This is a genomic window from Streptococcus mitis (assembly GCF_047460035.1).
GTDB lineage: Bacteria > Bacillota > Bacilli > Lactobacillales > Streptococcaceae > Streptococcus > Streptococcus mitis_DW.
Map to the genome: position 1 here is coordinate 212,567 of NZ_JASHHB010000003.1, position 15,130 is coordinate 227,696.

Consider the following 15,130-nt stretch of genomic DNA (forward strand, 5'->3'; position numbering starts at 1 on the left):
CATGTCACCTAAACTGATGACATGATTCTTTTATTTCGTAGTATAGGCAAAACTGATGGCACTATCTGCTTGCGAGATTTTTCTAAAGGTATAGTTAGGGTTGCCACCATAGTTAGTTTCAGACACAAGGAAAGAACCATCATCATAGACCTTCTCTACAAAAGCCACATGACCATAGTCTGCTGGTGTGCCATGTGTACCTCCCACAAAAGAAACAATAGCACCTGCTCTTGGTGTGGAACCCGTTTCTCCACCAAGACTTGAAGCTGTCGCAACCCAGTCCTGACCATTTCCCATGGTATTAATGATTGGAATCTTCTCTCCATTACTTCCTTTTAATTTTAAGCCTAATTGATTCATACGAGCAGCTACACCCCATGTACATTGTCCATAGGCATAGGCCATACCATCTCCACCACCAGGAACAGAATGATCATACAAGTCCCCACGAACCCCTTCAAGGGATTGCGGGTCACTTTTTGCCTGTCCTCCATTTGTTTGACTAAAGCCTTTTTCAATTTGGTAATACCATTCCGTGGCTCTAGTTTGTCTTTCCAGTAGTTTGTCACCAGAATTTCCCTCCCAATAGGTGAGGAAGAGTTGGGCGAGATTGGCTGCACTGCCCGTATTTCCAAAGAAATCCTTTAACCAACTTTGATAGTAAGGACTATCTCCATGAAGCATAAAATCAAGTTGGAGGTCTAAATCATACCACTTCTTATTTTTGGCGTGTGCATAATTCAATAAAGCTGTATGACGTGTTGAACCATCTGCAGTATCTGTCCATTGCCCTAACCCCAAACCTCTATGAAGAATATTAGGATAAGCACCACTATAAATGGCTGGCCCTCCTATCGCTAACCAGCTTTCATCATCCCATGAGGAATCGGTAGCGCCAACAGGAGGAGATAAATAATCCCCTTCAGCACGTTTAGGATTAATAGAAGACTCTACCGACCAATTTCCTAAAATTGCCGCAATAGCTTGAGGACTTGCCCCTTGAGATTTCAAAAACTCATAAATATGTTTTGCTCGTTCAAACTCATCCCCACCAAACTGACCAATTGCTGGTAAAATAGTAGTCTGAAGTTGAATGACTTTGGGAAAATAAAATTGCGGATTGACATACACCAATTTTTCTTTCTTGTTCTTATACTTTTGATAGGAAACTTTCAAACCTGTATCGTCTGGTGTTTCACCAATAATATCACCCGTTAGGACTCTTGTCCCCTCAATCGCACGACCATTATGAATAGAATACAAGGTTAAACGACTCTCATTCTCTCCTTTTCCGTTAGTGAGAATTACATTGTCACCATCTAGAGATACTACCCCATCCATTGGTGCGACAATCGTTTGGTGAGCCTTGGCTTCTAGTAGAATGTACTCCTGAAGAGTAGGTTTTCCGTCTAAATCATAGTATCCATAACGATAAGTCATGGTTAGACTATCTTCGTTGCTTTTCCCCTCAAATGGATTGTCCAATTCCTGCATGGAAGCATACACACCCTCTTCTTTTAGTTCCTTCATTTCCTCTTGATCGTCTTTTGATAGTTTATACTTAGGAGTTTCATAGAGGTCTTGCATGGATTTCAAATCTTCCCCATCGTTTAAATCATGCCACAGAGTAGATAGATAATCCTTGTAAGTTTCTGAACTAAATAAGTGAACTGCTTTGTGTAACTCATAGTCATGGAATTTAAAGTTCATATACCCCATCACATCATCAACTTTTGTGTAATAGGTAATTCCTTTGTCATTTGTACGAGTATGTTCTGCGTCTTCCCAAGTTAGGTGGGTATAAGCTTTTGTTAATTCAAATTCATCTTGTTGAATCAAACTAGCAGATGAAAATCCTAAAAAGAAGCTCATCATAAATAAGAGAAGAAAGACTAATCCTCCAACTATCCAGGTTACAGGATTTCCCGCCGCAAATGTAAAGAAGGAAAAGGCTGCTTTTAGTTTTTGATAGATATTTCGGACACTTGTAAGACCTTGTTTCTTTAATTTTCGATACCGATTTTTAAAGGAACTTGGATTATCTTTCGCTAGTTTCCATCCTTTTCCATCCTTAAAATGATGGTATCGCTCTTTTGTGTTGGTCAGTCTTTTCTTGGTAAAACGACCTGTTGCTTGTCCTGTTTTGACACTAGCTTTTCCAAGATTATAAGAAAGCCGACTGTAGCGTTTCCCTTTTCTAATGGTCTCTTGAAGTGTGCGATAGCCTTCTAAATCTTCATTTTCTGAAGCTAACTCTCCACCTTCACGTCCAAGGACATAAAGGAAAGTTTTGGCTTTCCTACTAACCTTTTTGGATTTATAGGCTTGTTTAGTAGATTTTAAATTTTCTTTGGCGGCCTTGACTTCTTTCTTAGCTTTTAATTCTTCTAAACTCTTCCCTTGAAAGAAAAAATTGGATTTTGCTTTCGATTCCTGACCGTAGAGAAACTTTTGATTGATGTTTCTTTTCTTACGCTGTTCTTTTCTTTCTTCTTTTGACTGTGCCTTTGCTTCCCTAAATTGCTCCTTGGCTATTTTCAATCGTTTCCTAGCATGAGGTAATCGTCTGTCTCTTAATTCTTTACGATTCAAAAAAGATGGAGGACTATTTTGAAGAATATGATTGTAGTCTTCATTTGCTTGTTTTACTCTCTCCTTTGAAGCTTCTTTCATCTCCTCTAGCTTTTGCTTTATCTCTTTTTTCCATGCTTTTTCATCCAGTACAGAGGAATCTTTTTTCTGTTTCCTTACCTCCTTCTTTCCTTGTTTCAAGAATTTCTTCTCATCTTTTAGATTTCTTCTAAATGCCTTTCGGGCACGTATAATTTCTCTTTTATCCTTCATTCTACTTCCCCTTAATTAGAAGCCATTTTATCAGGATCCGTACTCATAATATCAAACAATTGAGTACCTTGAGGAATCTTATTTTTGAAGGGAACAACAACTGAACCTGCTTTTATTAGTCCTGCTCCTTTTTCTGGATTGACTAGGTATTTTTCGAGTTCTTTTGACAATCCTAAGAGTTGAACCAATTCTTCTCGGTCATTTTTTGCTTGCTTGAGGAGAATCATAAATTCACTATTTGCAATAATTCGTCTACCATTTGGATCTAACAATAAGGTTTCGACATTTTGGGTTATCCCAGTCGGACTAGCTCCATATTTTCTGACACGACTCCACAATTTAAAGAAGAAATCACTGGCATATTTATCTAATAAGAGAAGTTGCATTTCATCAAAATAAATCCAGGTCTTCTTCCCTAATTTTTGGTTCCGAACAACACGATTCCATATCTGATCAAAAACCACCATAAGGGCGATTTGTTTCAGCTCATCTCCTAACTTTTTAACATTATAGATTAAGAAATTGGATCCTGTCTGAATGTTTGTTTTATGAGAAAAAATATCAAGAGAACCTTCGACATACAGTTCCATATCAAGTGCCAAATTCTGCGCTTCTTCTTCTGGTTGTTGACTCAAGACAAAGACCCATTCTTCCAAAGAAGGTTCTTTAAAAGACTGATAGGTGAGTCTGGTGACTCGGTCGATAATCGATTTTTCTCTTCCATCCATTTTTCTATCCAATAACTTGCCGATAAAGGATAAAAGAAATTCTGATTTTACCTTTACAGGATCTTCATCCATATTTTCTTCAGACAAGTCAAGGACATTGAGATAGGTTTGGGAATCAGGCGCAATATCAATCATTTCTCCCCCAAAAGCCCGGCCAATGACACTATATTCTGCTTCTGGATCCACGATGATAATTTCTGTATTTTCACCAGATTCCTTGATTTTGGTCGTGATAATTTCATGCTTGGTTGCCATCCCTTTTCCAGCTCCAGATGTTCCTAAAATCAGACCAGATGGTGTATTTAATAGGCTTCGATCAATGGTAATAATATTACTTGAGATTTGATTGATACCGTAATATTTTCCACTACGGTCTTGTAAGTCTACTGAAGTCCATGGAGAGTTCACTGCTACATTGGACGTTAATAAACTCCGTGATACTCCCTCTAAAAAATCACAACCAAATGGCAGCAAACTATTAAAGGCTGCTTCTTGCATATATGGAAGTTTATCAATCATTAGGTCATTTGAGCCGGCCACTTGTTGAATCGTGTCTAGAGCTTGTTTAAGTTCTTCTTCATCCTGACCAAAAACACCAATCAAAAAGACTGTTTGAAATAGTTTATCTCCTGTCTCTGTCATGGTTTTTAAGAGTTCTTCAGCTTCATCGATATTGCTTTCTAATACATGACCTACTTTTTCCAAATAGATACCTGTACGAGCTAGTTTTTGTTGTTCCCCAATCTTTTGGGATTCCATTAAGGTCTTCTTTGTTCGTAGTTTCTTCATGGCATCTGCCTTGGTAGAACTTTGAGCATGAAGGCTCACTATCAATTCCAAATCTCCTTGCATTAGGTCTCGGATAAACTGATCACCTAATTCCATGCCATAGTCTCTCACATAGACAATCTGTAATAAGCGGTCATTGATTTGTAGGTAATTCTTGTTTTTGAAATCTAAGAGATTAGGCGCTATGAAGTGACGAGTTGTCTGACCAGATCTCGTTAAATCACGGTAAGAAAAAGGAAGATGGTGTTCTCCTCTAAGCATATCTGCCAACAAGTTCACCCGTTCTTCTCCAGCTAAGGATTCAAATCGAGCATCAATTTCTGAGAAACCACTCTTGAAATATTCTCCAATTTGAGACAAGGAACGATAGGCTTGTTTGGGATTAGTATCCTTTCTTCCAAAGCTAATCAGTTTCACAGCTGAAAAGTTATTTTCCCCACTGTCTAAATTTTGATTCATCATCCGATTCAATTCTTGACGATAGCTATCATACCCATCTTCTTTTTCCTCATACAAAACACTTTGTCTGAATTTTTCTAAATTCAATCTTTTATTAAAGATAGTCAATTGGAAGTTGGTTTGGTCATCTAGGGAGTTAATCAAATCAGAATACTTCTCAATGATTGCGCCCTTATCTTCTAAACCAACGGTCTGGTAATTGACATCACCAAGTAAATAACTTTGTGAGAAATAATCTTCTTTTACCTGCATCAGACCATTTTGATACAGGGCTTGATAGGAAAGAGTATTAGCCGTTGATGGTAACACTTCCTCTTTTTTTCCTTTAACTACTTCTTTCTGATTAGTCATTGAAGTTTTTTGTTTCTTTAATGTATTTGATTTTCTTTTCATGTTCAGGTCCTTTCTTTCCTGTAATTGTGCGTAGGGGAACCGTTAATTCAAAATGAAGACGGTATTTCAAATAATGTTCAAAATATAAATCATTGGGTTTATAGACTCCAAAAAGCATGAGGGGGATGGTAAAAGCAAACACAAAACCGTAAACAAACCAATCTCCAAATTGCCAGAAAAAGAGATTCAAGCCCAAAACAATAATTGTGACAATAAAGGCTGGTAAAACAAAGATGATTTGCCTTGTAGTGAAGCCTAACCAAGCCCTGTGTTGGTATTTTGAAATGTCTTTAAAGACACGTGTATTCATGACTTTCCTTTCTAAAAAGGCTAAGAAGCAATCACTTCCTAGCCTTTATCTAATTACATACCTAAAATTGAGCGAGCCGTACGTTGAGAACCAACGAGGGCAATAATCAGTAAGATAGCTTGTATTAAACTACCAAACATAATCGCAAGTGATTGCAGGACTCCTGCACCATTTGAAACAGCTATTTTCCCAGCAGATTCAAACAAAGGAACAAGAGAAACAATCAGAAAAATGAGAACCCCTTGTACCGCATAGACCATAATATTTTTTAAATAGCCAATACCAATAGACTTCCATTCATCACTTAAAAATGTTGGAATCGTAAGAGGGGCAAATGGGATCATAAGGTAGAGTTGAATAAATCGAATAGATACCAAAAGATTGACCATGGCTGCACTTACTATCCGAACTAGCCAGATAAGGAGGGCGAAAAAGCCCACAATCATACGGCCAATAAATCCTGACCCTTTTAATCCAGAGATGGTATCATACTTTGCCCCACCGTGAGCCACAATCGAGGCCACTTGTTCAATGGCATGACTCGCAATCCCGATAATGGCTTCTACAATCACGGTAGTGTTGGTAATTACAACTGCAACCATAATATAACTAATCAACATCGGCGCCAATGCTTCAAAGGTCATCGCTCCTCCTGAGTTAGCAATTTTCTTTGCCATCTTCGAAAATTCTAGGATGAGAACAACTGATAAAATCGCAACTCCAAGAGGTTGCATGACACTTTTAGTAATACTAGACATATAAGTCCAAACTGTTGGATTGTAGCTAGATAGGGATTTAATTAGATCTACTGTAGATTGTAAATCTACATTAAATCCTTCAAATAAATTTTCAGCTGATATTTTTTCAGATGCAAGGTAAACAAAGGGTGAGACTAAACTAAGATTCATGTCATTGTTTATCCTCCTAAATTGAAATCTGGGTTACAAAGGCTCCAGCAGCCCCGACCATAACACCACCGACAATTTCCAGAATGGCATTCCGAACACCTGGTCCACCATCTTTAATATTGGTTGCAAGATTGACAATCCCCACAACAACGAGAAAGGCACCAACTGCAATCAATCCCTTCTGTAACAAAGACATAGCTTGTGCAAACATAGCACTTGCGTCTACTCCATAAACAAAACCTTTAAAATGCGTAATCATCTATTTCCTCTTTTCTATTTTTATTTTAAACTAGATTCAAAAGTTAAATCACGAATTCTAAGGCCTTCAAGATGATTTTCTTGTCTTTGATTCAAAGGATTGATTTGATAGTTCCACCACCGTTCATCGGTTTCTTGATTGGCTAGGTACTTCCAGTTTGGATGCTTGGTTGAATTGTATTTTTTGCTTTTAAAGACAGGCATATTAGCAATTCGAACCAAGCATTCATGCCGTTTCATATTTCCGACCTCATCTGGTGTCATTAAATCACGAGCAATCTTTTGATGAGAAAGGGATCCTGAACCTGTCTGGCCAAAGGAACGACTAGTATTTCGAACATCAATGGTTTGTTTACCGAGTAATCCACTCATAAATTTAAAGGTATCTTCATCATTACCACCTAAGTAGACTAAGCTATCACAGTTCCCCAAAATAGTTTTCCAAGCCTCTTTTTCTTTATAGAGCCCTTGAAGTTGGGCAATATTTTGTAGAATGGGAACGAGACTCATATTCCGTGAACGGACTGTTGAGGTTTGTTCAGCAAAATCTGGAATTTCTCCGATATTTGCGAACTCATCTAAATAGACTCTCACATGAAGAGGTAATTGTCCCTTAAAATCAATATCTGCTTGTCTTGTTAGGGTTTGAAATACGGTTGAAAAAAAGAGGGCTGAAAGAAAGCGAAAGGTACTATCGTTATCTGGGATAACTAAGTAAACCATTGATTTTTCCTGGCCCCATGTCTTCATATCAAGGGTATCTTTTTTGGTTAAATCCATGACACTTTGAATATTGAAGAGGGCAAATTTAGCAGTGGTTACAGCTATAACAGAATCCAGAGTCTTATCCTTATAATTTTGAAAATCTGCCCAATTTCGCATGGTAAAATTTTCAGTTCCATACTTTTTAGCATAATTTTCAAATAGAATTTCTAAGACACTTTTTTCTTGGTTTTCACCCTTGGATAAGTGTTTAATGAGTTTTGAGATTTCAGCAAAACTTGGATAACGCCCTCGTTTTTTTCGCTCTTCCACTTCTTTTTTTTGACGTTTCAACAAGTTTTGATATTCCTTTTGACTTAAACGACTTTCTTCTATGAGCTGTTCTCTTGTTTTGGGTGGGTTATAGAAATCGACCAAGTAAGAGGCTAAGGCACGAACTAAAGTCATAGAAGCTTCATCCCAAAATGGATCACTACGAGAGCCAGAGCCTTTGGTGTTATTGAAATAAACCGTCAGCATGCGATTCAAATCATTTTCTGTCTCTATATAGCGAAAAGGATTGAAGCCATCTGAGTTCTTCATATTGACTAAATCTAACACCTTTACTTGGTAGCCATGTTCTAAAAAGAGTTTGCCTGTTTTCTCGGCCAAGTGATCTTTAGGATCCACGACAATATTGGAACTATTCATCTGAATCAGATTGGGTTTCACAAAGCGAAATGTCTTCCCACTTCCTGAACCTCCGATCACCGCAATATTCTTATTTCTATCATATTGGGGTGGTTTTTTATCTAATAATGTCAGACGAACATCTTGTGCTAAGATCGTATCATGAGAAAATTCCTTACCGTAAAAGAGCTTCTTTTCTTTAAGAGTTCCAAAACGGGCGCTCCCATATTCTACCCCTTCTCGGTATTGTTTTTTGCCAGTCTCTAAATAGAGATAAACCAGCAACATCATCACAAAGCCTAGTAGAAAAAAAGCACTTGATTTTCCAGTAAAAGAAACATTCCATGGCGACTGGAGAACTTCATCTTGACCTTCCATCAGAAGATGAGTCCATTTATCTAAGGTATTTCCAGTATAGGAATCATACAAAAGCGTCAAACGATGGAAAAGATAGCCTAGTAAGATACCTAACAGTGAGAATAATAGGAATTTCTTTCCACTGTACATCATCTCACCATCTCTTTCTGTTTGACGGCTCCTTCTTGTGCAAAGGTAATTTGGGATTTAGCCTCATCAATTGCATCGTCTAATGACTTATCCATGGTAAAATCAGCTAATTTCTCCGGATCATTAACCATTTTTTCTAACAGATGGTCTAAATGATTGTCTAGAATTGAACGGTCTTTCGTGTAGAAATGTAGAGAATCCCCTTGCCAAGCAATGGCTAAAGGAATCTCTTCTTTTTCTAAAAAAGCTTTAAACTTCTCTATATCAATTGGTTTGTCTAAAAAATCTTTTTTCAGATTAATCGTATCAATCGCATAGGGAGATTGTAGCAATTCTTCTAATTTCTGTACCCCTATCTTATAGGCGGAATCTTGTGCTAAAGCCTGACGTCTAGACCATTCTAGAATCTTTAATAGACTTCTTACAGTAAATAAAAGACTACGCTCTGCATATTGAACTGCCATTCGTTCCTGTTGTTCAGAAGACATCTGATGCCTCCTTCTTCACAAATAGCAGTTTTCCTTCTTTATAGCGATAAGCTATCAATTTCTGATGTTGCTTAATTGACTTGACAACCTGCAGTAAATCTCTCGAATAAGGTTCTCGAAGAGTGACTTCTACTGTCTTCCCATCAAAAATACCTACACGTTTAAATTCAATGTAGTCTTTTTTGAGATGTCCTAAGCCCATACCAAAGGGAAAGTGATGAATCAATTGGATGGTACAACCACCTTTATTTCCCATTTGTTTCAAATCATACAAGTTTACTATCTTCATGATTAACTCCTTTATCTAGTTTGTCGCATCGTTTGAGTCTGGTAACGATAAACTCCGTGTCTGTTAGAAAATTCTCACACACGTCTTGTGCCAGTTGCCCTTCACAGGGGAATACTCTCAGTCCCTACTTACACAGGCACGCTAATCAAGACGGAGTGGATTCAATTTTCAAAGAACAGGTAACTTTATTATAGATAAGAGTAGTTGAAATTTTTATCACATTTTTGGGGTTGTTGGAATAATCAGGTAAGTGCTAATTTCTAGCTCCTCTCACAACACCGTACATACCTTCTATGTTTTATGAACAGTAGCTATCATTTACATTTTTAAACTACCATTCTATCAGAATAAAAGTCAAAAAAGACGCTTCTACTTCGAGAGATACTCATTTAATGGTTCAGCAATTCGGTCTACTTCCATTACTATGACTTTTCATGATTTGTTATTAGTTCACTTTGAGGGCTTGCTCATGAAACCAAACAGAGTAAGTCGTAAAAGAAAAAAGCAGTACAAGATTGAACTGCTTTTACGGATTCAGATATATCTGCTTTACCGTATGAAATACTGCTAATCTTTAGGATTATGTACTTGTTAGCAAAAATACAAATATGATTATAAAATTTACCTTAGAATTCTAAATCTTGTGGCTATGTAAACTAATATTAGCTGGCTCAATATAAGTTTGAAAATAACTTTCCTCGAATTGAAAAATATAAATAAGAATGGTGGAGTATGCTCTACCATTCTTATTTATATTTTTTAAAAGTTAATAACGACTTTTACTATATCTTATCTTCATCATTACATTTATATTTGTTATGGGGATATAGGTATTATTTCCTTTAACATGACCAGTATTTTTACATTCAGTAGCATGTGGAACAAAATATTTAAATAAGCCCATCCATCCATAGTAACCACTATTTTTTCCAGTACCTTCAATGATAGAAACTACTATTCCTTCCCGTCCTTCAATAATTTTTCTAAATTGATAACCAAAATATATCATTGCAATCGGTTCCGCCCACCTAAGAAAACTAAAGTCTAATATTATTTCCTTATCATTTTCGGGAAGTTTATCAATTTCCTTCAATAAATAATCATACTTATCTTTGACTTTATCAAAACTTAGAGACCTTATCTCAATTTTCATATTGTTAATACCTCTGCACTATTAATTACTTATGAAAGTCCCAGTTTGGACTACTAAACCACATATCGATTTATACAATTCTTTCAAAGCATAAATTCTTTTTCAATAAGAATATTCCATTGTAACACGTTCTCCATGATAACTAATCTTCTCTCTTGAACTCTATTATATACCAAAAACAGAGAATTTATCTATACTTTTAGAGTTTTATAATACGACTTCAGCTCCATCCATAAAGCAAACTGTAACTTACTGACAGATTATTATTTTTCAGGAAATCCAAACATCAAGTGGGTGTAATCTTCTTGCATACAACCACCCATAGTAAGAAGAATTTGAGTGTGTTCGAAACCTGTATTTTTACTACTGCATTCCATAACAATGTAGTAATCATCATCTTCCTCTGCTTTTACAACTATCCCCATTGAATATGGAGTTTTCCAAAGAGGTTTTCTTCCATAAAACTTTGCTACAAATTCATTTGTTGGATTTGGTGTTTCTATACTAAAACCATTCTCAAATAGCCAAGCATGCCAATTTTTAAATGCTGGGGGAAAACCAAACATATGAATTGCTTGCATTGTAGATATTGCAAATTCCATTTCATCTTCCAAATTAATAACATAATTCTCAGTAGGATTCAATCTATAACTATCTATAGTTTTCTCTGCTTTCATACCACTATTAAGTCTAAGTTTTTTCATGTTAATGCTCCTTTATTTATCTTTTAATTCTGGTCTTGCTTTGGTGTATAGTCGGGTTTCAGATATAAATCTATCTACCTCTAAGAACGATTTCCCCAATTCATTCAAACTGAGAATCAACATATATTCTGCAATTTCACCAGAATGATCAATATATCGTATAGGGGGTAATTTTTTGCGAAATTGCTCAAATGTATCACCTACTTCTATCCATTCATCTATCTCACTATCATACCAACAATGGAGTTGTTTCCACAATTCAGAATCACTTTCTTCAATGAATTCTTCATCAACAGAAAAATCTGCCCATGGAAACAATCGTGGAAAAACATCGGTATATGGTGTAAACGGAAACCAATAAGGGTAGGAATACTCTTTAGTTTCTTGACCATCATTAACAATTAACTTAGTATCCCCTTTACCACTAGACTTATTAACCCACTCTGTTGAATGTAGTTTAACCTCACCACCATTTTGTATTATTTCCATAAATTTTTTCTGAGATAATAGAAAGTTATAATTTTGAATATCATGCGGTAAATTTGTATACTTAAGGAGTTTTTCATTTGATGATGAGTCCAAAAAATACTGATTTATAGGGATTTTTACATAGAATCCTTTACCTGCTCCATCTTTAGTCCGTATAATTGTTTCTGTAGTTAATTCTTGCCATATACACATATCGTCTTCAGGATTATATAAAACAACTATGCATGGTAGAGAATTCATAGTCCAATAATTGTACTGTCTCTCATTAATATTTCTAAAGAAGATATAGCCATCTTTTTTCTCCTGAAACCAACTTGGACCAGACTTTATTTGTAAAGCACAAAGTTGTCTTGGTTTATCATTCTCAACAAATTCCATATGGGCATCTATACCAATATCATTAGTTGACTGTTCTCTAAACATCCAATTATTACGTTCAGCAGTCAACGCACAATAATTGACTCCCAATCTTTCAGTTCTACTTGCCATCTTACTCCTTGCCGTTTCTATTTTTCAATAAATTTTGTAACATAAATAATTTTAATAGTTACTTGTACTATCATATGTAAAATTCAAACAACTTACTACATCAGTTGAACAACAATTATAGTTTAAATCTGTTACTTGATAGCAATATAAATTATTGATTCACCGTAAATGGGTGACTCATCCTTTAAAGAAACAATATTTTTTCAATATCAATTCTCTTACTAAAAATCTGCGAAATATTCACTAAATTTTTCCCTCAGCAATATGCCGTCATCTTTAAAAAATATTTCAAATATATAGTTATTTATAGACTTTTCACGTTCAATAATATCAGCTTTAGATAAATTAATCTTTGAAACTTTAAGAATTCAAGAGCAAGATCCTCATATCTTTGAACATAAAGAAAGAGAGAACACCTATTGCTCTCTCATATATAGCTTTTCACTCCCACTACAGTTGACAAAGAACCTTAGTTTCTTCCTCACCTTCCCTATAGGAATGCTAAGACCTATTAAAACCTTCCTTTTTACGCGCACTTCCCCATCTTTCGATAAATAGAATCCCCACTAACAAAAGGATAATCAAGCAAGGAAGTAAGACCAGCCCCATGCTCCAATTTAGATTGACATTATCAATTTGCTTAGGCAATCTTCCAGATAAAATCTCTACTGAACGCAAGTAAGTAAAGGGAATCAGATGTGCAATCCTCTGAAGAGGCTGGATCGTTTGGATACCAAACAATAAGCCAACAATCCCAATGAGGGAAAGGAAGAGAACAGGCATTTTTTGCTTGAAAAAGTAAGCAATCAAGTAGACGACTTCCACAATGACGATAAAGGCTAAGAAAGCTAAGAGCAAGCTAGGAAATAACACATCCTGTATTTTTCCAATAGTTACCTCTTGATTCGTTAAGCTATAGATTGGGTAGGGATAATCTAACTGTCCAAAACCACTTATCAGACTTCCCGCTAAAAAAGAAAATCCACAGATTCCGATAAACAGCACGGTTACATAACTCATCCCAACTCCAAGAGAGGACATGGCAAATGTCACTTTTGAAAAAGGATATAACTGAGCTATATCGAGATTATTTTGATATCTTTCTGCGAACAGTTGTGTCAACATAAAAATAATAGTAATCACAAACAAGCTTGGGATGATAACCTCTAAAATCCAGACAATCTGATCAATCCCGTGGGTCGGATAATCTAAATTGTGCGCTTTTATGTTCAAGGGATACAGGGCTTGGTAAATCTTTCGTTGGCGGTCAACCGCCATTTTTAATTCAGAGTTAGAAGTCGGTTCATTTGACATAACTTCATAATTCTTCTCTTCATCTTGCCACTGCAAATAGTAGGCTTCTTTCCAGCGCCCTTCTTTTAATAAAGTCAGAATTTCTGTCTTTCGCTTCAAAAGATTTTTTTGCAAGTCTAAATTACTTTTTGCAAACTGGTATTCTTCCGAGCTGGTATCAGACATTTGAGAGAGTTTCGCTTCATTTTCATTGATAGCTCTCTCATTCGCTACAAGATGGGCATCCAACCTAGTCTCCAAGCTGACTGAGTTTGCAGTCTGACTATTGAAATAAAAGGTAACACCGAGTACAGATGCAAATAAAAATAAGATAATCCAGTTTAAGCGACTTTTGAAAACTTTCTTTAACAAAAATAGGCTAATATATTTCATAACGGAACCTCTTCTATCTTCCCCTGATGAATGGTTACCATGCTATCGCAAATCTCCACTAACTCCTCTTTGTAGTGGGAACTCAAAAGAACCAGCTGTTCTTGTCTATCGATTTCTGCCAGCCTATTAAAAAATTTCTTCCGATAATACTCATCTAAGCCATTTGTAATCTCATCCATGAGCCAGCATTTCGCTTGACTGAGGAAGTACATGGCAATCACCAAGCGTTGCTTCATACCTAAGGAATACTTGCGAATGGGAAGGCTGATATAATCAGACATTTCCCAGTAGGCGATTTCATCCCTCAAGTTCAGGTCTGACTTCCAGATGTTTTTGATAAGACGAAGGTAATCCATCCCACTTAAGTTTCCATCCAGCCATTCAACACTTTCATAATAAAATAAAGAAGGAGGAACTGCGATATGTCCACTACTAAGGAGAAGCAGCTTGCTCATAGCTCGGAACAGTGTCGTCTTTCCCGATCCATTGATAGCAAGAACTCCATAAATCCTACCCTTTTTAAATGTGAAATCCGCATCTTGCAAGATGACTTGTCGCGTTTTTAAGGTAACATGAGTAAGCCTTAACATATCCAGCCCTCCTTTTCATCACTCTTTAAGGATTAATAGCCTCCGCTGTAGAGGTTTAGTACCTCATAACGAGCATAGTTCCAGCCTCCGCCAACTTTATACTCAGAATAGCTGTAATAATGAGACCATTCCGGAATGTCCTTATATCTATATCCATGGAAATTCATACTATAGCCATAGTAGGGATTATAATCATACCGATAACTTTTAAGAACGCTTTTAGCAGATACACTAGACTGAAAAAGACCAATAGATAACAAACTAGCTAATAAAACGACTATTGCTGATTTTTTCATGGTTTTCACCTCACTAATATATTTACTTTCGAAAGCGCTTTAATTATATCATTTTTTTATCTGTTATGCAATAGTTTTTTGGATTTATTTTAATAATATATAACATTTGTAACTTCTCAAAGTAACTCCCATTGTCTGTAGCAACTGTCCAAAAAAGAGGATGGATTGTGGGGAACTGGAAGTTAGTTTTAGAAGCTACCTAAATAAATCAGGTCACCTATTTTAAAAAAACAGCAAACTATAAACTAGTAGGTTCCACACCAAATGTAAACCCATACTTCCCCATAAGTCAGATTTATAGCGCACCATCCCTAAAAACATCCCAAGTGAAACATATAAACACCAAGCTAGAATGGTT

General features: G+C 36.2%; 15 protein-coding genes. All 15 read right to left on the bottom strand.

Features of this window, described 5'->3' with window-relative positions; genetic code table 11:
- Positions 1–30: 30 nt before the first annotated feature.
- Complete coding sequence (locus tag QM956_RS04235; protein ID WP_261013568.1) at positions 31–2,844, bottom strand: phage tail tip lysozyme; 2,814 nt, start codon at positions 2,842–2,844, stop codon at positions 31–33.
- A gap of 11 nt (positions 2,845–2,855) precedes the next feature.
- Positions 2,856–5,213, bottom strand: coding sequence for a VirB4-like conjugal transfer ATPase, CD1110 family (locus QM956_RS04240; RefSeq protein ID WP_192855355.1), 2,358 nt, complete (start codon positions 5,211–5,213; stop codon positions 2,856–2,858).
- On the bottom strand, positions 5,164–5,523 hold the full coding sequence (locus QM956_RS04245; RefSeq protein ID WP_001097589.1) for a PrgI family protein: 360 nt from the start codon (positions 5,521–5,523) through the stop codon (positions 5,164–5,166). The genes QM956_RS04240 and QM956_RS04245 overlap by 50 nt, the downstream gene beginning before the upstream one ends.
- Before the next feature lie 53 nt (positions 5,524–5,576).
- Positions 5,577–6,431, bottom strand: a complete 855-nt coding sequence (locus QM956_RS04250; protein ID WP_001054256.1) for a VirB6/TrbL-like conjugal transfer protein, CD1112 family — start codon at positions 6,429–6,431, stop codon at positions 5,577–5,579.
- A 16-nt stretch (positions 6,432–6,447) separates the two neighbouring features.
- Positions 6,448–6,690 carry a hypothetical protein gene (locus tag QM956_RS04255; protein ID WP_000627865.1) on the bottom strand — a complete coding sequence of 81 codons (243 nt, stop codon included), beginning with the start codon at positions 6,688–6,690 and terminating at the stop codon, positions 6,448–6,450.
- Between the two features lie 20 nt (positions 6,691–6,710).
- Entirely contained in the window at positions 6,711–8,588 is a 1,878-nt protein-coding gene (locus tag QM956_RS04260) for a VirD4-like conjugal transfer protein, CD1115 family (protein ID WP_261126185.1), read from the bottom strand.
- Positions 8,588–9,076: a hypothetical protein gene (locus QM956_RS04265; RefSeq protein WP_261013567.1), complete on the bottom strand. Its 489-nt coding sequence runs from the start codon at positions 9,074–9,076 to the stop codon at positions 8,588–8,590. The genes QM956_RS04260 and QM956_RS04265 overlap by 1 nt, the downstream gene beginning before the upstream one ends.
- Positions 9,066–9,365 carry a hypothetical protein gene (locus QM956_RS04270; RefSeq protein WP_084953958.1) on the bottom strand — a complete coding sequence of 100 codons (300 nt, stop codon included), beginning with the start codon at positions 9,363–9,365 and terminating at the stop codon, positions 9,066–9,068. Before QM956_RS04270 ends, QM956_RS04265 begins: the two co-directional genes overlap by 11 nt.
- A gap of 766 nt (positions 9,366–10,131) precedes the next feature.
- Positions 10,132–10,518, bottom strand: a complete 387-nt coding sequence (locus QM956_RS04275) for a hypothetical protein (protein WP_247933229.1) — start codon at positions 10,516–10,518, stop codon at positions 10,132–10,134.
- Between the two features lie 263 nt (positions 10,519–10,781).
- Positions 10,782–11,222, bottom strand: coding sequence for a hypothetical protein (locus tag QM956_RS04280; RefSeq protein WP_247933228.1), 441 nt, complete (start codon positions 11,220–11,222; stop codon positions 10,782–10,784).
- Positions 11,223–11,234: 12 nt separating this feature from the next.
- On the bottom strand, positions 11,235–12,200 hold the full coding sequence (locus tag QM956_RS04285) for a DUF4365 domain-containing protein (protein WP_247933227.1): 966 nt from the start codon (positions 12,198–12,200) through the stop codon (positions 11,235–11,237).
- A 501-nt stretch (positions 12,201–12,701) separates the two neighbouring features.
- Positions 12,702–13,886, bottom strand: coding sequence for a hypothetical protein (locus QM956_RS04290; protein WP_247933226.1), 1,185 nt, complete (start codon positions 13,884–13,886; stop codon positions 12,702–12,704).
- On the bottom strand, positions 13,883–14,476 hold the full coding sequence (locus QM956_RS04295) for an ATP-binding cassette domain-containing protein (protein WP_247933225.1): 594 nt from the start codon (positions 14,474–14,476) through the stop codon (positions 13,883–13,885). The genes QM956_RS04290 and QM956_RS04295 overlap by 4 nt, the downstream gene beginning before the upstream one ends.
- 32 nt (positions 14,477–14,508) lie before the next feature.
- Positions 14,509–14,772: a hypothetical protein gene (locus QM956_RS04300; protein ID WP_247933224.1), complete on the bottom strand. Its 264-nt coding sequence runs from the start codon at positions 14,770–14,772 to the stop codon at positions 14,509–14,511.
- Positions 14,773–14,994: 222 nt separating this feature from the next.
- A partial coding sequence (locus QM956_RS04305) for a CPBP family glutamic-type intramembrane protease (RefSeq protein ID WP_414302258.1) occupies positions 14,995–15,130 on the bottom strand: 136 nt, incomplete at its 5' end.